Genomic DNA, 24693 nt, shown 5'->3' with positions numbered 1-24693 from the left:
CATTTTACGCCAAATGGGCGGGCCCGGAATAACGGAGCCCGCCTATACTTTACTCTGCCCGTCCATGCCTTTGCTTTCTCAATCAGGCATTTTACAACGTTCATAGATTCCTCCAATCGAAAAAAGCCCAGGATTGTCCCGGTCTATCGCCTTCACAAGAATGGCCGGAAGAGGCAGTCCCATAAGTCCAGCATTCTCCACGATGGATATGAACTCGTTTGGCAGGAATCCTATAATGACCGCATCTCTTATGCAGTTGGTCTTTGTCTCAGTACCCTTCTGGAAGATCCCGGTATCCCAGATGCCGCCTGACAAAAACATGGTCCAATGATAACGGCCACGAAACGCCAGCTCCATGCCTGCAATGCCCCTTTGTCTAATGGTATAACCCCGTATATTTTTCGCCATACCTACGCAAGCGACTGATATAAAGCTGGGCAGATTTTAAGCAGGCACAATACCTTCTTACTCATTCTTAGATCCGTACTATGCGTGGTACATACATACATTTCGGTTATGCGGATGTGGAAAAGGATTTTATCCCATTAGACAAAACATACACAAAATGATACAATGTTCACGAAAGCAATGAGCAGTGCGAAACAGGACCCATGGAAATTATCGTTGTGCTGGCACATAAGAAAATTTCCATGGGTCCTGTTTCATAGAGCGAAAGCCCGTGAGCGGGTGAAGCCCCAGGCTTCACCCGCTGCACTGCGGACTAGCGGCACCTCATATCCCGCCGCTGCCGCCCCCTCCAACTTTGTCAACTATCACCCATTACCCCAATCTCTACCCAAAAATAAATAAAGGAGCCCACCCATATGTACACCAACACCGGCTACATGAACGAAACCGACGAAGAACTGGAAGACACCACTCTCCCGCTCAAAGCAAACAGCTGCGGCGTCTACCGCCTGATCACCCGCCCGATCATGTCCACCATACGCCCCTCAGGCCGCCCTGATTACCAGATTTTATACATTGCGTCAGGAAAAGCCTGGTTTTTCTTCCAAAAAGAAGCCCTACAAATCCCCGCCGGAAATATGGTTCTCTACAAACCTCATGCCCCCCAGCAATATGCCTACTACCTAAAAGACAAACCAGAAGTATACTGGCTTCATTTCACAGGCAGGGAAGCCGCCCATTTTACCAAAGAAGCAGGCTTTGAAAACAATAACATTTTATACACCGGCGTATCCTCCAAATACCAGGAACTGTTCCTCTCCATCATCCGGGAACTCCAGTTCCCCCGCCCCTGCTACGAGGACCTGACCTCTCTTTACCTAAAACAGCTCTTCCTCCTTTTAAAACGTCAAAAAGAAGAAGGCGGTTCCCCAAAAACGGACATCCAAAAACAAATGGAAAAAGCAGTCCGCTACTTTCAAGAAAACTTTTCCGCTGAAATCGAAATCGACCATTACGCAAAAAAACTCCACATGAGCACCTGCTGGTTCATCCGAAGCTTCAAACAATATACCGGTATGCCTCCCCGCAAATACTTAACCTCCATCCGGATAAAAAAGGCCCAGGAACTTCTGGAGAGCACCGACTATTGCATTGGAGAAATCGGCAGCATCGTCGGCTACGACAACCCCCTGTATTTCAGCCGTATCTTCAAAAACCAAACCGGCATTCCCCCTGCAGAATACAGAAAAGCGGCAAGGTGAGCACATAAACATGCTCACTGCCGCTCCCCCCTATCTCCCTACCAACCGGTAAGTCTGGCGGTATTCCTTGGGTGTAATTCCCATATACCGTTTAAAAATCCTTCTGAAATAATCCACATCCTGATAACCGCATTGATAGGCGATCTCATTTCCCGTCAAATTCGTCTCAATGAGCATCCTGCACGCCTTATTAAGCCTGGCTTCATGAATCCCCTCTGTCAAGGTCTTCCCGTACACCGCATTATATACACGTCCTAAGTAATCCGGGCTGCAGTCCAGCTTGTCAGCCAATATGGAAGAGGACAGCGGCTCCTCAAAATGATTCCGGATATACTGCCCCGCCCGATTTGCCAACAGCACCTTCTGCCCATTCACTTCCATGGGCGAAAGGGAATCGCTCAACTCACACAGCAGCTCCAAAAGCACCAGATTTAAAATGGTCCGGTCATCCCTGCAAACATTCTGCCTTTTAATAAACCGGCGGAAAAGCTCCTCAAACTGTTCCGGCTTTCTGATACGGATGAGCTGGGGCAGGGACATAATATCCCGTCCGATTCTCACCGCCTCCTCTTCCAGATGAAAATGGAGCCAGTAAAAATTCAAATCCTCCTCAAACTCTCTTGTTCCCCAGTGATGCCTTCCCGGAAACAGGATCAGCGCTTCCCCTTCTTCCACATTATAGGTGATATCCTCTTCCGCAATCCCCAAAGTACCGGAATTTACATAGATGATCTCAAAGGAATCCATGACCCGGTCCGCATGGCGTCCCCGCCCGCCGGTCACCAGATACCCTGCATTCAGCGCCCGCACCGGAAGCACAGCCTTTAGATGTAAGTGATGTTCCATAGTTCCCTCCTGTGGCCCGTGTCGGAATCCTCCAGTTTTTCACTTCTTTTTCCTCTTGTATCCCTTTCATTATGCTGGCAATATAGAGAGAGGAAAAAACGGTGTTTTTCTGGAAAGAAGGAGACTTTAGGCCCGTCCTGTTTTGCACTCCTTTTAACAAAGAATATCAGATATCAAACAAAAAGAAAAGGGGATTGTGGCAATTCTGCCACAAAAGTTCGATGATAGAAGCAGTATTATTTTTAAAAGAAAAGGTGTCCCGCACCTATTTTAACGGAACCACCCTGACAGAAACGGATTATTCCAAAGGCAGAAAGCTCTTCATTGCAGAAGGCTGCTGCGCCAACGGAATCGTCACCCTGACCACCGGAGCATTCCTTTCCGGATATGCCAATTCACTGGGCGCCACTGATTCCATGAACGGGATCATCGGTTCCATTCCGGTCCTTCTCTGCACCCTTCAGATGTTTTCCTCCATCCTTTTGGAAAGCCTCTGCCGAAAAAAATGCTTGATTTCCAGCTTTTCCTTTATCCACAGGCTTCTCCTGGCTTCGGTATTTTTTGTGCCCCTGTTTATAAGTGGTCCCGGACTCCGCCTGGCTGCCGTGATCGCCATTTATGGGACCGCCCACTGTTTCGGAGCCTTTATCGGAACCGGCACAGGCAACTGGCTCCTTCAGCTCGTCCCCCAGCACATAAGGGGAAATTATCTGGGAAAAAAAGATTCCTTTGCATTTGCATTTTCTACCATCCTAAGCCTGATCATGGGCTGGGTCATGGACCAGTTCCGCAGCTCTTCCATGGAGCAGACCGGCTTTCTGGTGGTGGGAATCGTTGTCTTTTTTGTGGCCTGTACGGACTTTTGGTGCCTCTCTTCCATCAGTGAACCGGAAAGCATTCCCCACCGCCAGAAGCTTCAGGACGCGGTGGTAAAGCCGCTGGCCGACAAGGAGTACCGGAAGGTCATGCTCACTTACATGTTCTGGAACTTAGCCCTTCAGATCGCCGGCCCCTTTTTCAGCGTATACATGGTCACAGGACTTAAGCTGAATTATACATACATCACCTTTTTAGGCCTTATTTCCTCAACCGTCAGGGTTTTGGCCGCCTGGCTCTGGGGACGGCTGGCAGACGCCACATCCTGGCTTTTGGCAGCCCGCTGCTCCATGGGAATGCTGGGCCTTGTTCATGCCAGCTGGCTTTTCATGACACCTGAAACCTGCTATGCCCTACAGCCTGTGCTCCAGGCATTATCCGGCGCCGCCTGGGGAGGTATTGCCATATCCGTCTTCAATCTCCAGTATCACTATGCCCCAGCGGAGAAGCGTGTGCTATATGTCAGCGCAAATTCCTCCTATGCAGGACTTTGCGGCTTTCTTTCCACCCTCCTTGGCGCCTCGCTTTTAAAGGTATTTCCTTCCCTGGAAATTGGCGGATTCCCCATAACCGGGATGCAGCTGCTCTTTCTTCTTTCCGGGATCCTGATCCTGGGATGCGTTTTTTACATGGGAAGGCTCCGCTCTGTTTCCATTTAAGGCCGCCGGTCCCTGCAGGATTCCCGGATGATCAGCTCCGGCTTTAAAATCCGCTCCACCTTGCTTTCCTCATCAGGGATCTGGTTCATCTTTTCCAAAAGAAGCTCCGCCGCCATGGCCCCTAAGCGCTCCTGGGGGTGGGCGATAGTTGTCAGCTTTACCAGTCCGTTTTCTGCAATAAAGGAATTGTCATAGCCTGTCACGGAAATATCCTGGGGCACGGAAAGCCCGCTTTTTTCAATGGTCTTCATCACTTCAAAGGCAATCTGGTCATTGTAGCAGACGATTCCGTCCACAATGACTCCTTCTTCCAGCTTTAGCCTTAAAGCACCCGATGGCTTTGACGTCCGGTCCTCCGTATGGAACCAGACCACCATATCCGGATCATAAAAAAATCCTGCCTCCTGAAGGGCCTTTACATAGCCCTTGTGGCGGTCCCTTCCCTGGCTGTCATCGGCCTTGAATATCCCCAGAATGTGCTTGTGCCCCAATTGGATCAGATGCTTTGTCACCAGATACCCGCCCATACAGTCATCCATCAGAATATGGGGCTTGTTTTTCATGTGGGCATAACAGCCCTGAATGAACACATAAGGGATCTGGTAAAAATCCAGCTTGTCATAAAGTCCTTTATGGCCGCACATGATCTCACTTTTACTTGGTTCAATGATGAGCCCGTCAACGTCCTTTCCCAGGATTTCTTCCAGGCACTTGCTTTCCTTCAGCCTGCTGTTCCCCGTATTTTTTAATATGATGCTGTAGCCGTTTGCCGTGAGCACGCTGTCGATCCCCTGGATCAGCCTGGGGAAAATGTAATCTGATAAGTAGGTGGTGATGACTGCGATGTTCCCTGATCCTTTTTTCCTTCCTGCCTTCCTGGAAACAAAGGTTCCACGGCCATGCTCTGCCTCAATAAACCCTTCCTGTTCCAGAATGGACAGCGCTTTTCTCACCGTATGACGGCTGACATGGCAGGAGGCCGACAGCTCATGTTCCGAAGGCAGGCGGTCCCCCGGTTTCCGCTTTCCTGAAACAATATCCTTTTTCAGTTCTTCCATTAACACATAATACTTTGCCTTTCCGCTGTCTTCGGCCATAGGTTGCTCCTTATGATTCCTTTTTCTGGCCGTAATAGGCATTCGGCCCATGCTTGCGCATAAAATGCTTATCCTGCATGCACTGGGGCGCCGGTAAAACCGAAGGGTTTAAAATCTCGGTCATCAGATTCATTTTAGCGATCTCCTCCAGCACAACGGCGTTGTGTACTGCATCGGCCGCATCCTTTCCCCAGGTAAAGGGCCCATGGTTTTTGCACAAAACCCCAGGGACGTGCATGGGATTTATTCCCTGGAAGGTCTCGATGATCACGGTTCCCGTATTCTTCTCATATCCGTCCTCAATCTCTTGTTCCGTGAGATTTCTGGCACAGGGGATTTCCCCGTAGAAATAATCCCCATGGGTGGTCCCATAGCAGGGGATTGCTCTTCCGGCCTGGGCCCAGGCTGTGGCCATGGGAGAATGGGTATGGACGATCCCGCCGACTTCCTTAAAAGCCTTATAAAGCTCCAGATGGGTGGCCGTATCAGAGGACGGCCTTAATTTTCCTTCCACCTGGTTGCCTTCAAGATCCATGACCACCATGTCTTCAGGGGTGAGCACATCATAATCCACCCCGCTGGGCTTGATCACAAAAAGCCCCTGATCCCGGTCAATCCCGCTGACATTTCCCCAGGTATAAGTAATAAGCCCCCTTTTCGGCAGCTCCATGTTTGCATCGTATACACGCTTTTTCAATTCTTCCAGCATGTCAGTTTCCTCCTTTTCCATTCCGGAATTATTTTAAGCTGTCCACAGCAGCACGCTCAATGGAAAGCCCGTTTCTGTATCGTTCCATAAATACCTGAAAGCCTGCCGCATCTTCAGGATCAGGCTCTAACCTGGTTCCTCCGTTGGTCTTAAACACTTTTTCCGCCAGATAATGATCCAAAGTCTCCCCTTCCTCTTTCCGAAGCATGAAAGAAGCCAAAAGAGCGGCTCCCCAGGCTCCGCCTTCCCCGGCTGTCTCCATAACGGAAACCGGAACGCCAACGGCCGCTGCCATGATCCGCTGCCCCACTTCCCTTGTCTTAAAAAGCCCTCCATGGCCTAAAAGCACGTTGAGCCGGACCCCTTCTTCAAACAGGATATCCATTCCCATTTTTAAAGCTCCCAGGGCCGTATAAAGATGGACTCTCATAAAGTTGGAAAGAGTAAAGCGGCTTTCCGGCGTCCGGATGAACACAGGCCTGCCCTCTTCAAAATGAGTGATATGCTCTCCCGATAAATATCCGTAGGAAAGCATTCCTCCTCCATCCTTATCCCCTTCCAGGGCTTTTTGGTAAAGGGTGGAAAACAGGGTGTTCTTGTCAGTTTTCATTCCCATCGTCCCTGCAAATTCCTCAAACAGGGAAACCCAGGCGTTTAAATCCGAGGTGCAGTTGTTGCAGTGGACCATGGCAACCATGTCGCCGGCAGGAGTGGTGACCATGTCAATTTCCGGATAGACTTTGGAAAGCTCCTGTTCCAGCACCACCATGGCAAACACGCTGGTCCCTGCGGATACATTGCCGGTCCTTTTTGCCACACTGTTGGTGGCAGTCATCCCTGTCCCTGCATCACCTTCCGGCGGGCAAAGGGGAATGCCGGACTTTAAATTACCGCTGGGATCAAGAAGCCTTGCCCCTTCCCCGGTGAGGATTCCTGCCCTCTCTCCTGCCGTCATCACCTTAGGCATGATATCCCGAAACTTCCAGGGGAATTGATGGGGAGCCACCAGCTCATCAAACTGCCGGATCATGCGCCCATGAAAGTCCTTTGAAGCGCTGTCCACAGGAAACATCCCCGCACAGTCTCCGATTCCAAGAACCCGCTCTCCCGTCAGCTTCCAATGAACATAACCTTCCAGAGTGACCAGGTAATCGATCCTTGGCACATGCTCCTCCTTGTTAAGGATCGCCTGATATAAATGGGCAATGCTCCATCTCTGGGGAATGCTAAAGGAAAACAGCTTTGTCAGCTTTTCCGAGGCCTCCCCTGTCATGGTATTTCTCCATGTCCGGAAAGGAACCAGAAGCTCTCCCTCCTTGTCAAATGCCATATACCCGTGCATCATGGCGGAAAAGCAGATGGCCCCTACGGTGGTAAGCGTTTCCCCATACCTCTCCTTTACCTCATCTGCCATATTCTTATAGCTCTCCTGTAACCCAGCCCAGATATCCGGGATGGAATAGGTCCAGACCCCGTCTACGTACTGGTTTTCCCAGTCATGGCTTCCGGAAGCAATTGGGTTATGGTCTTCATCTACCAGTACGGCCTTGATCCTTGTGGAGCCAAGCTCGATCCCCAGGGCGGTCCTTCCTTCCCGGATGGCAGCCCCTATTTGTTTTTCATTCATTTGAAACCCCTCCTGAATCACGTCCGCCACTTTCCTTACAGAAAGGGCGGACTGTGTTATTTGTTTAACGAAACGCTGCTAAATTCCATCTCAGTTCATTTTTTAAATCCCTGATGGTAGTTTTTTCATCAATGAAAACAGCTTCGATTCCCATGGCCTCCGCCCAGTCTCCCATCTGCTCTGCCGTTAAGTCATAGGAAAAGGCCGTATGATGGGCGCCGCCTGCTAAAATCCAGCTTTCCGCTCCTGTGGTAAGGTTTGGCTCAGGCGTCCAGAACGCTGTGGCGACCGGAAGCTTTGGCATGGGCCTTTCTGTCTTTTTGCAGTTTACCGTATTGATGATCAAGCGGAATCGGGTTCCTAAATCAATCAGAGAGGTGGCAACTCCCTTCCCCTCCTTTGCCGTAAATACAAGGCGGGCGGGCGCTTCCCTCTCTCCCATTGACAGCGGGTTCACCCTGATCCCGATTTTTCCGTCGGCAATGGTGGGGCAAACCTCCAGCATGTGAGCCTGAAGGATCCCTTCCTTTCCCGGAACCAGATTGTAGGTGTAATCTTCCATAAAGGAGGTACCCTTTGCCTCCTTTGTCCCCTGGGTCATGAGCTTCATCAGGCGCACCATGGCGGCTGTCTTCCAGTCTCCTTCCGCTCCGAAGCCATAGCCCTTTTCCATGAGGCGCTGGATGGCCAGGCCGGGAAGCTGCTTTAAGGTGCCTAAATCCCCGAAATGGGTTACAATGGCCTGATAATCCTTATCCTTTAAAAACCGTTCAAACCCCAGTTCAATCTGTGCCTGGACAGCCACATGCGCCTTAAACTCCTCCTGGTCCATGCCTTCCGTCAAAATCTCGTATCTGCTGTAATACTCCTCCACAAGAGAAGAAATATCGCCTGCTGCCACGTCCTTTACATAGTCTGTGATCTCATTGACAGGATAGGCGTCGATCTCCCAGCCGAATTTCATCTGGGCCTCTACTTTGTCTCCTTCGGTGACAGCTACATTTCTCATGTTGTCTGCAACCCGGACCACCCGGATGTGGCTGCTTTCCATGATCCCAACTGCAGTCCTCATCCAGGAACCTATCCGGCTCTGGACGCTCTGGTCATCCCAGTGGCCTGCGATCACCTTTCTGGGAATTCCCATTCTGGTGACCATATGTCCGAATTCCCGGTCCCCGTGAGCGGACTGGTTCTCATTCATGAAATCCATATCAATGGTATCATAAGGGATCTCCCTGTTAAACTGTGTGTGCAAGTGAAGCAGCGGCTTCCTGTATTCCTGAAGTCCTAAAATCCAGGACTTTGCAGGAGAAAAGGTGTGCATCCAGGTGATCACTCCTGCGCAGGATTCATCAGTATTTGCCTCATGGAACAATCTGCGTATGGAGGTGTTATCGATCAGCACCGGCTTTAAAACCACCTCATAAGGAAGAAGCCCGGAAGCGTTCAGTCTATCAGCAATGATCCTGGAATGGTCCGCCACATTTCGTAAGCATTCCTCACCGTAAAGATCCTGAGACCCTGTTGCAAACCAAAATTTATATTCTTTTCTTATCATTTTAATTACCCCCTTTTTCCTTATTTCCCAAGGCGGATCACATTCCATGACGCCTTGTGCAAAATACTTGTCATAACACCGCCATCTAACAGGGACTGGCTGGTCTGCCTTGGAACTACCTTCTCACCAAAAGGCCCGTTTTCTGCTTTTAAATCATTGCTTTCCAACACCACATGCTCCAAAACCCGGTATCCTTCAAAGCTTCTCACATCCACTGCCATTTCCCCATCATTTTTCAAATCCCTGTTTACCGCAAAAATAGTCACCTCGTCAAGGGCCTCATTGTATACGGAAACAGCTTCTATTGCAGTTACATCTTCATGGGAAGACGTATCAAATTTCGGCGTGGAGATGACCGGAAGAAGAGCTGTTCCCCGTCCATATCTGGAAGCATGCATAAAGGGATAGAAAATCGTCTGCCTCCATGCCCTGCCGCCTCCTGCCTCCGTCATGATGGGCGCGATTACATTCACAAGCTGGGCCAGGCAGGCCATCTTCACCCGGTCTGCATGTTTTAACAGGGTGATGAGCATAAGGCCCACTAAAAGAGCGTCCTCAAAATTATAAACGTCTTCCAGCATGGGAGGTGCCACCTGCCATGGATGGTTTTTCGTAATATCATCGTCAGCTGCATTGGAGTGATACCATACATTCCACTCATCAAAGCTGATCTTAATATCCTTTTTGCCCCGCTTCCTGGCCTTTACAAAATCACAGGTAGCGATGACAGTGCGGATAAACTGGTCCATATCGTCAGAGCATGCAAGGAAATCCTGGCTGTCCCCGGCCCGGTTCCCATAATACTGGTGCATGGATATGTAATCCACGTAATCGTAGGTGTGCTGAAGCGTCACGGCCTCCCACTCCGGAAAGGTGGGCATGGTCAAGGATGAACTTCCGCAGGAAACCAGCTCAATGTCAGGATCAATGAGCTTCATAGCCCTTGCAGTCTCTTCCGCCAGGCGTCCGTACTCCTCCATGGTCTTATGCCCGATCTGCCATGGGCCATCCATTTCATTGCCCAGGCACCAGGTTTTGATCTTATGAGGCTCCCTATAGCCGTGGCTGATCCTTAAATCACTGTATTTGCTGCTGCCGGGGTGATTGCAGTATTCCAGCAGATTACACGCATCCGCGATCCCCCTGGTTCCTAAGTTCACTGCCATCATCACATCAGAGCCTGCGCTCCTGGTCCATTTGGTAAATTCATTTAATCCCACCTTGTTCTCTTCCATACTGCGCCAGGCCAGCTCTAAACGCCTGGGGCGTTCCTGTAAGGGTCCCACGCTGTCCTCCCAGTAAAAGTTTGATACAAAGTTCCCTCCCGGATACCGAATAATCGGAACATTCAGTTCCCTGATCAATTCCTTTACATCTTCCCGGAAGCCGTTCTCATCAGCAGAAGCATGCTCCGGGCAGTAGATTCCGTCGTATACGGCCCGGCCTAAATGCTCGATAAAGGAACCGTAGATCCTTTCATCCACCTGTCCGATCCGGTATTCCCTGTCAACCACCATTTTTACTTTGTGAAACGCCATTAATATAATCCCGCCCTTCTTTTATGTATTAAATACATCATTCTCCAAACACCTTTTTATAAACATCCTGAAACTTCACAATTCCCTGGTCAGTCAAAGGATGCCTTGTCATTTGTTCCAAAACCTTATAGGGCACCGTAGCAATGTCTGCCCCTGCCTTTGCGCAGCCGATCACATGGATGGGGCTGCGGACGCTGGCTGCGATGATTTCCGTTTCAATATCATGGCCAGCAAAAATCTCATAGGTTTCTGCCTCCTTTTCTCATGAGAGTGAGTCAAGCGGATATTCGCAACACGCTTCGCTGCTTGTTCACAACGCGCCCTGCTTCACCGGGCATAACCGAATAGCTGCCTGATCAGGTTAAAATATCCTCATACTACCAATTTATTACTTGTACGCACCATTGCACAAGTTGTTTTTTTATATTTTACCACAATAAAACGGATCTTACAAAAAAGTCCCCCAAATAAGCCCGGGGGAGAACGCACAAGGAAGACCCATGTTCTTTCTGTATTTCTATATTTTTTCCACAATTGATCGAAGAAGGGAAGAGAATATGCACAATTTTAATTTTAAAATTAATGAATGTTTGTTGACACTTTTTCAAAGAAATGAGGTATATTAATAAATGTAACCCCCCCCAATACATTATATAGTTTTTGCTACACCCCATAAGAAACGAAATACCTTCTCCGAAAAAGGACCAGCCACCCCAGCTGGTCCTTTTCATTATCTTTTATCCTTATTTTTCCCTTTCCTATTCCGGCGCTGATTTAAAATACGCTCAAAGTCTTTTTCCGAGCCCTCCGCTTTTAACCGCCTTCTTCTCTCTTCTCTCCGGAGAGCGATTTCTCTGGCCTCTTTCTTTTTTATATAAATAAAAAGTCCAAATCCTCCGCCTGCCAGTGCAAGGACTGCGATAATTCCTGCCGCAGCCAGTATTCCTCCTCCCTTTCTTCCGGCTGACGCTTTTCCAATGCCTGAACTGGTTTTCGGTTCCTCAGGCTTTGTCTCTGTGGCTGCCTGTTCCGATTCCTGACTCGTGGGCTCTTCGCTCTTTTTTTCCATTAAATAGGCCTGGCCCACCTTTCTGTCATTGTAGGAGTACTGGATTAAGGCAACCGCCCTCTCCGGACTTCCTTCCGGAAGATCCGACACCAGGGTTTTATCCGCTTGGGAAAACTCCGCTCCCTGGGGAAGGGTTATAACCTGATCCGGCTCCAATTCTAAGTCAGAGGGTTTATAAGCCGTCCCGTTGATTTCCACCGGATCTTCTCCTGAGGTGTAGCCGGTTTCATTCCCTGTCACAGGGAAATTCTCAAAGCGGCTGAAGCCAAATTCCAGAAGGGCCTTTCCATCAATAAAATACTGCTTTGGACTTCCTTTTAAAATGACGGAAATAAGTCTTTTACCATCTTGCTCCCCATAGGTAACAAGGGTATTTCCGGCCTTAATCAGATATCCGGTCTTTCCGGCCACTGCCGAGGGGCAGTAAAATTCACTATTTGGATCCGTTGTCTTTACCAGACGGTGTTCGTTATAAATAGTAAGCCCATCCGGGTTATTGGAGGTGGGAGGAATATTGTGACTGATGGCAGAACTGATCTCCACAAGCTTTTTATTGCTGTAAGCCGCTTTTGCTATAAGGGCCATATCATAGGCAGTCACATACTGGGTATCTCCGTTAAGGCCTGAAGGATTGTCAAAATGGCTTTCTGTACAGCCAAGACTCTGTATCTTTTCATTCATCATGGCGACAAATTCTTCCCTGCTTCCGGCCACATGCTCTGCAAGGGCATTGGCCGCCTGATTGCAGGAATGGAGAATCAGGGAATAGAGACAGTCTTCCACAGAGAGCTTATCTCCGGTATCCACATTTAATTTATTTCCGCTGCCTTCTTCCACATTGTAAATGGAATCCTTTGAAAAGGTCACCGTGTCCTCAAGATCTGCTTTCTCCAAAACAATGAGGGCAGTTAAGATTTTCGTGATGCTGGCCGGCGGATAGGGAGCATGGATGTTCTGTCCAAATATAACGGCTCCCGAATCCCCGTCTATGATTATTCCGGCTTCTGCCTGGATGCCCGTATCAGACGGCCAGTCCGGCTTTGCATATACGGTCATAAGAAACAGCTGGCTGACCAATATGCAGCTTATCAGTACTTTTATCCTCCGATTCACGTATCATCCTCCTGACATGAAATATGCCCTAAAGCCGCATGAGAATAAATTATACGGTTTTAGGGCATTTATTTTACTTCGCGTAATCTGTAACTCTGGATTCCCGGATCACGTTGACCTTGATTTGTCCCGGGTACTCCAGGGATTCTTCAATTTTTTTGGAAATATCACGGGCTAAAAGCACCATGTCATCATCGTTAATCTGTTCCGGAACCACCATAATCCGAACTTCGCGTCCTGCCTGAATGGCAAAGGACTTGTCCACTCCTTTAAAGGAATTGGTAATATCTTCTAACTGTTTTAATCTGTTTGTATATGTCTCCAGAGTTTCTCTTCTTGCCCCAGGTCTTGCCGCAGAAATAGTATCCGCTGCCTGGACAATGCAAGCGATGAGACTCTGTGGTTCAACATCGCCATGATGAGATTCCACAGTGTTCAGCACGATTGCAGATTCCTTATACTTCTTACACAACTCCACACCCAGCTGAATGTGAGAACCTTCCATCTCATGGTCAACGGCTTTTCCGATGTCATGTAGTAAACCGGCGCGTTTGGCCATACGGATATCAAGGCCGATCTCTCCGGCTAACAGCCCTGACAATTGGGCCACCTCAATGGAATGCTTTAAGGCATTCTGTCCGTAGCTTGTCCTATATCTCAGCTTGCCAAGCAATCTGATGAGTTCCGGATGAAGTCCGTGAATGCCCACTTCAAGGGCAGCGGCTTCTCCTTCTTCACGCATATTGGTTTCTACCTCTTTTTGTGCCTTTTCCACCATCTCTTCAATTCTTGCCGGATGAATACGGCCATCCACTATAAGGCGCTCCAATGCGATTCTGGCTACTTCTCTACGAACCGGATCAAATCCGGATAATACAACTGCCTCAGGGGTATCATCAATAATGAGTTCTACTCCCGTAAGGGTTTCTAACGTACGGATGTTACGGCCTTCCCTTCCGATGATTCTGCCTTTCATCTCATCGTTAGGAAGCTGTACAACAGAAACCGTGGTTTCTGCCACATGGTCAGCAGCACATCTTTGGATGGCTGTCACCACATATTCCTTTGCCTTTTTCTCGGCTTCTTCTTTTGCTTTGTTGTCAAGTTCCTTAATTAATTTCGCAGTGTCATGTTTTACGTCATCTTCAACAGATTTTAAAAGATATTCTTTTGCCTGTTCGGAGGTAAGTCCGGAAATTTTCTCCAGTTCCTGAATGCCTTTCTCATAGAGAGATTCCACTTCGGCATTTCTCTTATTCAGGGCGTCCTCTCGAGCAGCCAGACCTGCTTCTCGTTTTTCCATAGCCTCGGACTTCTTGTCCAAGTTTTCTTCCTTGTTTAATACTCTTCGTTCATAACGTTGAAGCTCAGCTCTTCTTTCCCTGGTTTCCTTCTCCAGTTCATTCTTAGTCTTTAAAGACTCTTCTTTTGCCTCAAGGAGAGCTTCACGCTTCTTTGTCTCAGCGGTCTTTAATGCTTCATCTATTATTTCCCGGGATTTTTCTTCTGCAGTGCCAATTTTACTTTCGTAGGTATTCTTACGATACGTGATGGCAGCAGACCAGGCAATAAAAGCAACTACTACTGATGCAACGATTGCAATCAATGCAGCCGTGAATACTGATACTGACACAGGAGCACCTCCTTATTAGATTTTCATTGTACAACAATACAACACTACAATTTTAAACTGTTTTATACATTATGTCAAGTATTTCGCCCCTGTTTCCGGTATACTTATACACATTTTCCCCGTTGTCAGATATCACTATAAAAGCCGCCTAAAACATGGCTTATGGCATCGTATGAAAACCCTTTTCTTCCCAAAGCAGCCATGATCCTACTGCGTTCCTTAAAGTCCATCTCTTCCGGCTTTAAGCACTTCTTTCTCACATAGGCCCTTATTTGGGCTTCCTCATTCACCGGCTGCTCTCTAAGGATCTCCTGGATCACCTCTTTATCCAGCCCTTTTTTTTGCAGTTCGTACTGGATCTGTCTTTCGCTTTTCCGTTCCAGATTAAATTCCACATACCTGCGTCCATAGTCCTGGTCATTGATAAAGCGGTGCTCCTTTAAAAAATTTATGGCATAATCGGCGGCTTCCTTGGGATATCCTCCGTCCTTTAGCTTCCGCCTCAGTTCCTGCTCCGTCTTGTCCGAGGATTTCAAAAGATAGAGGACCCTCTCTCTGGCTCTTTTTAGTAAAACTTCCTGCAGGATCTCCTGATAGGTTTCCTCTGAAAGCGGCTTGCCTTCCTCAATTCCAAATCTTCTGATTTCCCCACGATAAAGGACAAGAGTAAAATCATCCTCCAGAATGATTTTACTCCTGCGCTTATCGAGGGGCACGATCTCTGTAACTATCATATATGCCCCTTATTCTATCTATTTTTCCGGCCTTCATAAACCCGGAGGCCAAATCTTTCTAAACATTACTCCTGAGGAGCTTCGTCCTTGCTTCCTTCTGCCTTGATCCTTTTGCTTTCCTTGGCCGCAGCTCCACCGGAGCCCTCCGGCGCTGCGCTGCCTTCTTCATGGAGTCCATACTTTATGCGGACCTTATTCTCAATCTCCAGGCAAACAGCCGGATTGTCCTGAAGATAAGTCTTGGCGTTCTCCCGTCCCTGGCCGATCTTAACGTTATTATAAGCAAACCATGCTCCGCTCTTTTCCACAATATTCTCTTTTACAGCCAGATCCAGGATATCTCCTTCCTTGGAAATCCCCTTGCCGAACATGATGTCAAATTCCGCTTCCTTAAACGGCGGTGCGATCTTGTTCTTCACGACCTTCACGCGGGCCCGGTTTCCAACCATATCTCCGCCCTGCTTTAAAGTCTCTATCTTACGAATATCCAGACGGACAGATGCGTAAAACTTAAGGGCACGTCCTCCTGTGGTTGTCTCAGGACTTCCAAACATCACTCCAACCTTCTCACGAAGCTGGTTGATGAAAAGAACAGTACAGTTGGACTTGCTGATTACGGCTGTCAGCTTTCTAAGGGCCTGGGACATAAGGCGGGCCTGAAGACCCACATGGGAATCGCCCATATCCCCTTCGATCTCAGCCTTTGGTACAAGGGCTGCAACCGAGTCCACGATCACAATGTCCACTGCCCCGGAACGTACCATGGTTTCCGTGATCTCCAATGCCTGCTCACCGTTATCCGGCTGGGAAATGTAAAGGTTATCAATATCCACTCCTATGTTCTTTGCATAAACAGGATCAAGGGCGTGCTCCGCGTCAATAAAACCTGCAATGCCGCCTCTTTTCTGAACCTCTGCGATCATATGAAGGGCAACGGTGGTTTTACCGCTGGACTCCGGTCCGTAAATCTCCACTACTCTTCCCTTGGGAATCCCTCCAAGACCAAGGGCAATATCAAGACTCAATGCCCCAGTAGGTACGGTCTCCACGTTCATATTGGTGCCTGAATCTCCCAGCTTCATGACAGAGCCTTTTCCATATGCCTTTTCTATCTGAGTAAGGGCGGCATCAAGCGCCTTTAGTTTATCATCTTTATTCATGTTATCCTCCAACGCGAACAAATGTTCTTTTTCTGTTTATAATCATAGTATACTTCCCGGCAAATGTCAACCAATATTTTATACTTCTAAGCCCAATATGCATCACACTCCTGACCTGTGGGGCTGAAAATAATTTTTTAATCCTTAAGGATATAGCGGCGAAACGCCTGAAACTGAATGGAAAGGAAGGCGGATTGCCTTCTGACTGCAAAACTACTATAGCATATATAAAAGACGGCTGCAAGCTTTTTAAGAAGGGGCATACCAGGCAGCCCCTCCTTTGACTTTCCATAAAAAAAATCAAGGCTTCCACGGGTACAAATTCTCCCGCAGAAGCCCTGATAACACTCACACATATCCTTGTTACGCCAAAAGCTTCTCCACATCAAGCAGCCCCCAGCCCTGCTGGTTCATGGGAAGCCCCAGATCCACCGCCCGTTCCCTTAACATCAGCTTTACGTCCCGGTTGCTCATATAGGGATACTTCTGTAGAAGAAGTGCGATCGCCCCTGATACCAGGGGCGTTGACATGGAGGTCCCGCTTTTGGTAAAATACTGTCCCGCTTCATTGGCACAGCTCATGATCCCTGCGCCCGGAGCAATGATCTCCGGCTTGCAGATGCAGGCACCGGTAGGGCCTCTTCCGGAATAATCGATCATCCGGTTTCCCATAACATTGACTTCTTTATAATCATCGGAGCAGCCCACAGTGATCACCTTACGGCTGATCCCGGGGGTGGTGATGGTGTTCATGCCCGGTCCCATGTTTCCTGCTGCCACACAGACCACCAGCCCGTCATCCCAGGCTGCATTCACCCCCCGCACAAGAACAGAATTTTCTGTCATCCCTTTTTTTGAAAAGGAACCAACTGAGATATTTACAATTCTGATCCCATACCTTTCTCTGTTGTCACGGATCCACTTAAGCCCGGCCAGCACATCAGAAGCATAGCCGTTTCCTTTCTTATCCAAAACCTTTAGCATGATGATATGACATTCCGGTGCAACCCCCATATACGTTCCGCCGGAAGCACTGCCGTTCCCTGCGATGATTCCTGAAATGTGGGTCCCATGACCGTTATCGTCATAGGTATCCCTTCTGCGGTGCACAATGTCTACAAAAGCCGCCACTCTATGTTCAAAGTCCTCATGAAGATAAATCCCCGTATCGAGAACTGCAACTCCTATTCCACGTCCTGTATAGCCCATGCCATGGGCCGCCTCACAGTGTATCGCTTCTCTTACATGATTCACAGTCCATTACCTGATTCCTTTTTTATTAGGATATTCCGGTTTAGCCCTTGAGGTTTCTCTTCCCCCAAAATACAAAAGAAGATTTTTAGCCGGAATACCATTTACTTTCTGTCAGTACGTTTCTATAATGGAGATAAATATAATAAGTAAGGAGATCATCATCATGGAAAATCATCAATCCGATGCCACTTTTCTGACACAGGCCCTGATCCGCATCGACAGTACGGACCCCGGAGCATACGAAAAAAATATCGGAGAATATATTTTCAAAAGCCTGTCTTCCCTGTCCATCCCTGTCATAAAAAAGGAGGTCCTTCCGGGCCGTTATAATATTATGGCAAAAATACAGGGGGAAATCGATGACCCTGCCCTTGTTTACATCTGCCATATGGATACGGTGACCATTGGAGACGGCTGGACAGCAGACCCATTTGGGGCAGAAATCATAGATGGAAAGATCTACGGAAGGGGAGCCTGTGACATGAAATCCGGTCTGGCCTGTGCCCTTTCTGCCTTTTCCTCCATTGCAGAAGAAGCGGCATCAGGAAAGACTCCCAAGCATTCCTTTGTTTTCATTGGAACCGTTGATGAAGAGGATTTTATGCGGGGCGTTGAAGATGTGATAAAAGAAGGCTGGGTAACGGAAAAAAGCTTTGTCCTGGATACGGAGCCTACCAACGGACAGATTCAGGTGGCTCATAAAGGGCGTACCTGGTTTGAGATCATAATCACCGGAGTAACGGCCCATGCAAGCACCCCCTGGAAGGGAGCCGATGCCATTGCAGCCATGGCTGAACTCATTTCTTCCATACGACGCAAAATCGGAGAATGCCCCTCCCACGAGGATCTGGGCATATCCACAGTCACATTCGGCCAGATCCAGGGTGGATACCGCCCCTATGTAGTCCCTGACCGCTGCAAGGTGTGGATCGACATGCGCCTGGTCCCGCCCATTGACACGGCTTCTGCCGTTTCCATAGTGGAACAGGCTATCAGTGAAGCTTCCCTGGCTGTCCCCGGAATCACCGCTTCCTATACCATCACAGGGGACAGACCTTATATTGAAAAGGATGAAAACTCTCCCTTATTAAAAGCGCTGAAGGCCGCCGCGGAAGAAACCACAGGAAAACCGGTTTCTGTCACGTTCTTCCCAGGCTATACGGATACTGCCGTCATTGCAGGAAAGCTTCACAACCACAACTGCATGTCCTATGGCCCGGGTGATTTAGAGATGGCCCATAAGCCGGATGAATTTGTCCCCTGTGAAGATATCCTACGGTGCCAGGAGGTGCTCACCAGACTGGCCCGCTCCATCCTCTTTTAGAAATTTTACGGCTGAAATGGCATTATGACAATCTTCACAGGCAAATGACAAAAGTGTGGTAACAAAGGCAGAATGTGGCGCTGACCTATCACAATTTTTCAGCATTATAAAATACTTAATATGTCCTGTGTAAGGCTGTCAAATTGCAGCAAATGGCAACGTTAAAAGCGGGCCCCGGATACCGGTTGCCCGCTTTTAATATCTTCCATCATAAACTAAAATTCACTAAAAGAAAACGCCCGTCGCTCCAATTACGACAGGCGTTTTCAAAAGAGAGAATCAGGCATCGCAGCGCTCCTCTAATTATGTACTGTTTTATATTAAATCACTCTAATTCAACACCTTTTAGATATAATTGCTGCAGAATAAAATCATTTATTCGATTATCAATCTCCGTTTTATCATCTAATCCATTACAGATCTCATAAAACGCACCTACGCTAATCTCACAAACAACTTTTTTATTTTTTTGCTCCCGCTCAAACTGGAATATTCCATTATCATAAAATATTGTGTAATCTTCGTTGCTTTCCAGGTCTCTTAAACAATGCCTAATACTTCTGTTTCTATAAATGCCAGGAAATAAATGCCAAGTTCTGCCCATGCTATGTTTCACCTCCATAGTATTATTATATGCCAAGGATTAACGAAAAATAGCACATATCGACCAACAAATTTCGATAAATTTTTTATAAAAGATGAGCTGCCTGTACCCAGCCTGAGCCTCCATGCGGCACAGAAAGAGCCATAATCTTCCTAATTTACATCTTATCAATCCCTGATATGAGCCTATCCAGGTTTTTCATATCAATTTTATCAACTTCTCTAAGCTCGTAGCCACTGTGAAATATTTTCTGAGCTTCCACCGAAATACACGGAATAATCCGATCTTGAAACAAGGCCTTTGTAAACCATTCTGCCTTGAAATCATACCAGTCATCATTTAATCCGGCCTGTTTTGCACTTCCGTCTTCACTTATGGCCAATGGATGAATATCTATATACCCTAAATCCGGATGATACAATTCAATGCGTACCGGACTCCAATCAGTCACAACTTTATATCCTTTTTCTTTCAAAACCTCTAATAAGACCTCCGTAAATATTCCATCAAAATCCACATCAATGTCTCTGTGTTCCCTGTTTTGCCTTCCAAGTAAAATATCTACGCCCCAGCCACCGTCTATCCAATATTTTATCTTTAAGCTGTCCAGTAAGTTCAACACTTCCATCAGATTTTCTTTCGTAGTAATTTCTTTATTGTGCATAGATTCTCCTCATGACCATTCCCATATTCCTTTTCATTTTATCATAAAAATCACCGGCTATCAATTTTCAAGTTTTCCATGTACAGAGATATGGCAAATAAACAGCGCTTGGCCCTCTCCGCTTCAAGGCTTAAGGTTTATCCACGGTGATTCCGCGACGGAAAGCTGTCCGGCCCATACGATGCCGGTGAAATATACTCAAGAAGGCTCCTCGGACACACCATACGGAATGCTTATGAACGCTGTATCCATAAGTTAATTCATAATCTGCGGGAAACTGTTTGTACAATTTCATTGTGTCACTAGGGGATCATACTCCTATCACTGGTTGTAAAAAATCCGTTATTTTTTTTAATATTTTATTTCGGGGGAATTCTTTTATTTTCGCTGTTCCAGTCACATCCGGTTTTTCGGCGAAACGAATGAATTAAGAAAATCTTCATAATCTATTCAAACAATATACAAACTTTTCTAGAGCCGGTGTGCTATACTAATGACATAAGAAATGCACAATGTATCAATTATCCTTTCACCCTTTTTGAAATCCGAAAATCCTAAGAAAAATCCCCCCTGTGTCATGTGGCACAGGGATTTTTCTATTCTGCCAGGAAAAGCAAGAGAGGCATTTCCGGAATTTCCGAAAATCCTCTCTCCTGTCTTCACACATTTTTTCTGTAAAAATTAATATTCCATATCTTTTAATATGTCACAGAAATCAAAGGTAGCAAAATAATCCTTAGGAGTCTCGGCCCTGCGGATCATCTGGACAGACCCGTCTTCCTTCAGAAGAAGTTCCGCTGACTTTAATTTTCCGTTATAATTATAGCCCATAGCATAACCGTGAGCGCCTGTATCGTGAATGAAAAGCAGATCGCCTTTGGATATCTCCGGCAGCATTCTGTCTATGGCAAACTTGTCATTATTTTCACAAAGAGATCCCACCACATCGTATTTGCGGCCGCACACATCTCCCTCTTTTCCCATGACAGTGATATGATGGTAAGCCCCATACATGGCCGGCCTCATTAAGTTCACCGCACAGGCATCCACGCCGATGTATTCCTTGTGGGTATGTTTTTCATGGATAGCCTTTGTGACCAGTCCGCCGTAAGGTCCCAGCATGAAGCGTCCAAGCTCCGTATAAATGGCCACATCTCCCATGCCCTCCGGAACCAGGATTTCTTCATAGACTTCCCTGACTCCCTCTCCGATGGCCTTAATGTCGTTTGCATCCTGCCCCGGACGATAAGGAATTCCGATCCCTCCTGACAGATTGATAAAGGAGATATGGGCTCCTGTATCCTTTTGAAGCTTTACGGCAAGTTCAAAAAGCACCTTTGCAAGAAGAGGATAATATTCATTGGTCACCGTGTTGCTGGCTAAAAATGCATGGATTCCAAAATGCTTGGCCCCATTGCTTTTTAATATGCGGAATGCCTCAAACATCTGCTCTGTTGTCATCCCATATTTGGAATCTCCCGGATTATCCATGATATCGTTGCTGATCTTAAATATGCCGCCTGGATTATAACGGCAGCTAATGGTCTCCGGAATATGTCCGATGGCTTTTTTAAGGAACTCAATATGAGTGATATCATCTAAGTTGATGATCCCTCCGATTTTATCCGCATACTGGAATTCCTCAACAGGGGTGTTGTTGGAAGAAAACATAATATCAGAGCCGGAAAAGCCCAGGCAATCGGACATCATAAGCTCTGTCATGGATGAGCAATCCGCTCCGCACCCATAATCCTTTAAAATATTTAAGATAAACGGATTTGGTGTGGCCTTTACTGCAAAATACTCCCGGTACCCTTTATTCCAGGAAAACGCGTCCTTTAGCTTCTGGGCATTCTCCCTGATCCCTTTTTCATCGTATAAATGAAAAGGCGTAGGATATTCTTTCACAATTTCCTCTAACTTCTCTTTCGTAACAAATGGTCTCTTCTCCATAGCTTTCTCTCCTCTCGTAGCTTACTATATAGAATCATGAGTCTGCAGCTCAGACCCTTACGCCGGAGCAAGGCTGCTGAAACAGCCTCACTGCATTGGCATATCGTGCACATCCTGGCGGAACATTGTTTGATCCTCAGAACATAATTTCCTGTAAACCAAAAAGAATCTGTCTCCGGCACATCTGCTGGTAAGCTTCATTGTACCGGGGATAGACTCCTTTGTCTACACTTTTTTTGTATAAATATTCATAGCAGGGCAGATCTGTTAATCTACGGTAACGACCCGCATGATATTTGTATGAGCTGCCGGTTCGTTCTTTCTCACCGGACTCACCACGCCTGCAGTGACAACTACCGTATCATTTTCTTTAACGATCCCCTTTGCTTTTAACAGCTCCAGGGAGGAATAAATTAAAACGTCAGTGGATTCCGCGCGTTTTGCATGAAATGGCTTTACGCCCCAGTATAGCTGCATCTGGCGAAGGGCGGAAGAGCTTGGGGATAAACCGATGATCTGGCTTTCCGGTCTCCATTTGGACAGCAGCCTTGCAGTAAATCCGGTGATACTTGGTGCCACGATCACATTCGCTCCCAGGTCATGGGCTGTGGAAACGGAAGAATAACATACTGCATTGGATACATTGTGGATATTGACGGCAGAAACCTTACGCTCTCTGTATGCATTGTAATCCAGATGCTTTTCTGTTTCCTCCACAATGGAAGCCATCATGGAAAGAGCCTCAATCGGATATTTGCCCATGGCGGTCTCACCGGAAAGCATCACTGCATCCGTCCCGTCATAAACAGCATTTGCCACGTCCGTCACCTCGGCTCTGGTTGGGCGGGGATTGCGGATCATGGAATCCAGCATCTGGGTGGCTGTAATAACAGGCTTGCAGGCTTCGTTGCACTTCTGTATGATCCGTTTCTGGATAAACGGAACCTCCTGTGCCGGGATCTCAACTCCCATATCGCCGCGGGCAACCATGATTCCGTCGCTGGCTTCGATGATATCATCAAGGTTTTCAATGCCTTCTGCATTTTCGATCTTGGCGATAACGGAAATATTGGAACCATGATCCTCCAGGATTTTCTTTATTTCATAAATAGCGTCTGCCGTGCGGACAAAGGAAGCTGCAATGAAATCAAAGCCCTGCTCAATGCCGAACTTTATATCCATTTTATCCTTATCCGTAAGTGCAGGAAGCTTTACCTTTACATTGGGCACATTGACGCCCTTTCTCTCTCCCAGCTCGCCTCCGTTGATGATCTTACAGATAATTTCCTTTCCCTTTACCTTAAGGACTTCCAGTTCGATCAGGCCATCGTCAATGAGGATACGGTTTCCGGAGGACACGTCTTCATTCAGGCCGTCATAATTGATATGTCCTTTTGTTTCATCACCAATGATTTCTTCTGTTGTCAGGACATAGGTATCTCCCTCTTTTAAATTTACCTTTCTGCCATCCTTTAAAAGTCCGGTACGGATCTCAGGCCCTTTTGTATCAAGAAGTGCAGCAATCGGAATGTCCAGTTCCTCGCGGATGCTCTTCAGTGCATCCAGGCGCATCTTCTGCTCTTCATAATCGCCGTGTGAGAAGTTGAATCTGGCAACATCCATGCCATGCTCGGCAAGTGCCTTCATCAGTGCGCGATCATTGGTATTGGGTCCCATAGTGCATATAATCTTGGTTCTCTTCATCATTATCCTCCGTGCTAGTTGGTCGTATCACCGGTTGTGGGGTTGGACTGTGTTACATGTTTATGTGTATATAAATGCTCGGAACAGTATTCATAACTGCCTTCACATTTTGAACAATAACGGAATTCCAGGTTCGGGGAGTCCTTTTCGGTCCGCCCGCACACGGCGCACCGATGGTGCGTCCAGCCCTGGGGCTTTATCTTCATCTGCTTATGAAAATTCTGCTTTCTTTTGATCTCCTTTGGATTGAACCTGCTTAAATTCCGGGTCAAAAGGAAAAAGAGGATAAAGTTCAATAACGACATAAATATAGTGACTCTGGTGGCAATGTTGCCGGTAATAAAGCCATACAGGAAGTAAATTCCGTTAAAGATGGCCAGCCATTTGGCTTTTATGGGAATCACGAAAAACAAAAGGAATTCCAGATCCGGAAACGTGGCGGCAAAAGCAAAAAACAGGGAATAATTAAGAAATTCCGTTGTTAAGTACACCGTCTTTCCCATGAAAATATACACGATCAGCGCCGCCGCCACATGACCGATGACTCCCATGAAGAAGTAAACGTTAAAACGGAATGCTCCCCAGATCCTCTCTAAGTTCACTCCCAGCATGTAGTATAAATACATGCTGATCAGGCTCATGAAAATGCCGCCTCCCGGCGGGTAAATCATGAAAGTAGCAATCCTCCACACCTGACCGCCCAGTATCTTTCCTGCGTCAAGTGATAAGTAATTCCAGTAAAATCCCGGTGCGAGCATCTCCATCAACAATCCCACACCGTACATGCCAATGATATAGTACATCAGATTCGGAATTGCATACTTTCTGAATCTGCGTTCAAGATTATAAAAAAACTTCATTCTTTCATCCTTTTCCTATCTTCTGCCCATGCTCTCCGGGC

At 47.3% G+C, this 24693-nt stretch carries 20 protein-coding genes and 1 pseudogene; 3 read left to right on the top strand and 18 right to left on the bottom strand.

Translation table 11 applies throughout. The annotated features are described in order from the left end of the window. Positions 1 to 78: 78 nt before the first annotated feature. The gene (locus tag K401_RS33390; protein ID WP_024293532.1) at positions 79 to 357 is read right to left on the bottom strand and encodes a phage holin family protein; all 279 of its coding nucleotides are present in this window, start codon (positions 355 to 357) and stop codon (positions 79 to 81) included. Between the two features lie 467 nt (positions 358 to 824). Here K401_RS33390 and K401_RS0114020 point away from each other — a divergent pair, with 467 nt between their 5' ends. Continuing rightward, positions 825 to 1670 (top strand): AraC family transcriptional regulator, encoded by an 846-nt coding sequence (locus K401_RS0114020; protein WP_024293531.1) that lies wholly within the window; start codon positions 825 to 827, stop codon positions 1668 to 1670. Between the two features lie 30 nt (positions 1671 to 1700). Here the strand turns inward: K401_RS0114020 and K401_RS0114015 are convergent, their stop codons facing one another. Continuing rightward, positions 1701 to 2516, bottom strand: a complete 816-nt coding sequence (locus K401_RS0114015; RefSeq protein WP_024293530.1) for a helix-turn-helix transcriptional regulator — start codon at positions 2514 to 2516, stop codon at positions 1701 to 1703. A 221-nt stretch (positions 2517 to 2737) separates the two neighbouring features. Between K401_RS0114015 and K401_RS0114010 the strand changes: the two genes are divergently transcribed. Beyond that, a complete protein-coding gene (locus tag K401_RS0114010) occupies positions 2738 to 4051 on the top strand; it encodes an MFS transporter (protein ID WP_024293529.1) in 1314 nt (437 codons plus the stop codon). Here K401_RS0114010 and K401_RS0114005 read toward each other — a convergent pair. From K401_RS0114005 to K401_RS0113945, 11 genes and pseudogenes are all read right to left on the bottom strand, one after another. Beyond that, positions 4048 to 5148, bottom strand: coding sequence for a GntR family transcriptional regulator (locus tag K401_RS0114005; RefSeq protein WP_024293528.1), 1101 nt, complete (start codon positions 5146 to 5148; stop codon positions 4048 to 4050). The genes K401_RS0114010 and K401_RS0114005 overlap by 4 nt on opposite strands. Before the next feature lie 10 nt (positions 5149 to 5158). Further along, the gene (locus K401_RS0114000; RefSeq protein WP_024293527.1) at positions 5159 to 5857 is read right to left on the bottom strand and encodes an L-ribulose-5-phosphate 4-epimerase; all 699 of its coding nucleotides are present in this window, start codon (positions 5855 to 5857) and stop codon (positions 5159 to 5161) included. Positions 5858 to 5885: 28 nt separating this feature from the next. After that, the gene (locus tag K401_RS0113995; RefSeq protein ID WP_024293526.1) at positions 5886 to 7484 is read right to left on the bottom strand and encodes a xylulokinase; all 1599 of its coding nucleotides are present in this window, start codon (positions 7482 to 7484) and stop codon (positions 5886 to 5888) included. Between the two features lie 64 nt (positions 7485 to 7548). Then, positions 7549 to 9042: an L-arabinose isomerase gene (gene araA, locus K401_RS0113990; RefSeq protein ID WP_024293525.1), complete on the bottom strand. Its 1494-nt coding sequence runs from the start codon at positions 9040 to 9042 to the stop codon at positions 7549 to 7551. A gap of 20 nt (positions 9043 to 9062) precedes the next feature. Next, on the bottom strand, positions 9063 to 10580 hold the full coding sequence (arfA, locus tag K401_RS0113985) for an arabinosylfuranosidase ArfA (RefSeq protein ID WP_024293524.1): 1518 nt from the start codon (positions 10578 to 10580) through the stop codon (positions 9063 to 9065). A 37-nt stretch (positions 10581 to 10617) separates the two neighbouring features. Further along, a pseudogene (locus tag K401_RS32440) lies at positions 10618 to 10821 on the bottom strand (transaldolase family protein); the annotation flags it as partial. Between the two features lie 489 nt (positions 10822 to 11310). Next, entirely contained in the window at positions 11311 to 12762 is a 1452-nt protein-coding gene (locus K401_RS0113970; RefSeq protein ID WP_024293522.1) for a D-alanyl-D-alanine carboxypeptidase family protein, read from the bottom strand. A gap of 73 nt (positions 12763 to 12835) precedes the next feature. Beyond that, the gene (rny, locus tag K401_RS0113965; protein ID WP_024293521.1) at positions 12836 to 14395 is read right to left on the bottom strand and encodes a ribonuclease Y; all 1560 of its coding nucleotides are present in this window, start codon (positions 14393 to 14395) and stop codon (positions 12836 to 12838) included. 125 nt (positions 14396 to 14520) lie between these two features. Further along, complete coding sequence (locus K401_RS0113960; RefSeq protein WP_024293520.1) at positions 14521 to 15129, bottom strand: regulatory protein RecX; 609 nt, start codon at positions 15127 to 15129, stop codon at positions 14521 to 14523. Between the two features lie 65 nt (positions 15130 to 15194). Beyond that, complete coding sequence (gene recA, locus K401_RS0113955; protein WP_024293519.1) at positions 15195 to 16289, bottom strand: recombinase RecA; 1095 nt, start codon at positions 16287 to 16289, stop codon at positions 15195 to 15197. A gap of 363 nt (positions 16290 to 16652) precedes the next feature. Next, positions 16653 to 17543 (bottom strand): S8 family peptidase, encoded by an 891-nt coding sequence (locus K401_RS0113945; RefSeq protein WP_024293517.1) that lies wholly within the window; start codon positions 17541 to 17543, stop codon positions 16653 to 16655. A 163-nt stretch (positions 17544 to 17706) separates the two neighbouring features. On the opposite strand from K401_RS0113945, the gene K401_RS0113940 reads away from it, so the two are divergent. Next, entirely contained in the window at positions 17707 to 18867 is a 1161-nt protein-coding gene (locus K401_RS0113940; protein WP_024293516.1) for a M20 family metallopeptidase, read from the top strand. 325 nt (positions 18868 to 19192) lie between these two features. Here the strand turns inward: K401_RS0113940 and K401_RS0113935 are convergent, their stop codons facing one another. The 5 genes from K401_RS0113935 to K401_RS0113910 form a co-directional block, all read right to left on the bottom strand. Then, positions 19193 to 19471: a hypothetical protein gene (locus tag K401_RS0113935; protein ID WP_024293515.1), complete on the bottom strand. Its 279-nt coding sequence runs from the start codon at positions 19469 to 19471 to the stop codon at positions 19193 to 19195. A 157-nt stretch (positions 19472 to 19628) separates the two neighbouring features. Beyond that, positions 19629 to 20135, bottom strand: a complete 507-nt coding sequence (locus K401_RS0113930; protein WP_024293514.1) for a nucleotidyltransferase domain-containing protein — start codon at positions 20133 to 20135, stop codon at positions 19629 to 19631. A gap of 681 nt (positions 20136 to 20816) precedes the next feature. Then, the gene (locus K401_RS0113920) at positions 20817 to 22088 is read right to left on the bottom strand and encodes a diaminopimelate decarboxylase (protein ID WP_024293512.1); all 1272 of its coding nucleotides are present in this window, start codon (positions 22086 to 22088) and stop codon (positions 20817 to 20819) included. A 267-nt stretch (positions 22089 to 22355) separates the two neighbouring features. Beyond that, positions 22356 to 23792 (bottom strand): pyruvate kinase, encoded by a 1437-nt coding sequence (gene pyk / locus K401_RS0113915; protein WP_024293511.1) that lies wholly within the window; start codon positions 23790 to 23792, stop codon positions 22356 to 22358. 14 nt (positions 23793 to 23806) lie between these two features. Then, the gene (locus K401_RS0113910) at positions 23807 to 24652 is read right to left on the bottom strand and encodes a DUF1751 domain-containing protein (RefSeq protein WP_024293510.1); all 846 of its coding nucleotides are present in this window, start codon (positions 24650 to 24652) and stop codon (positions 23807 to 23809) included. Between the last annotated feature and the right edge of the window lie 41 nt (positions 24653 to 24693).

The sequence above is a fragment of the Lacrimispora indolis DSM 755 genome, assembly GCF_000526995.1.
Lineage (GTDB): Bacteria > Bacillota > Clostridia > Lachnospirales > Lachnospiraceae > Lacrimispora > Lacrimispora indolis.
The sequence above is the reverse complement of the archived record's forward strand: the minus strand, read 5'-3'. Positions and strand labels throughout refer to the sequence as shown.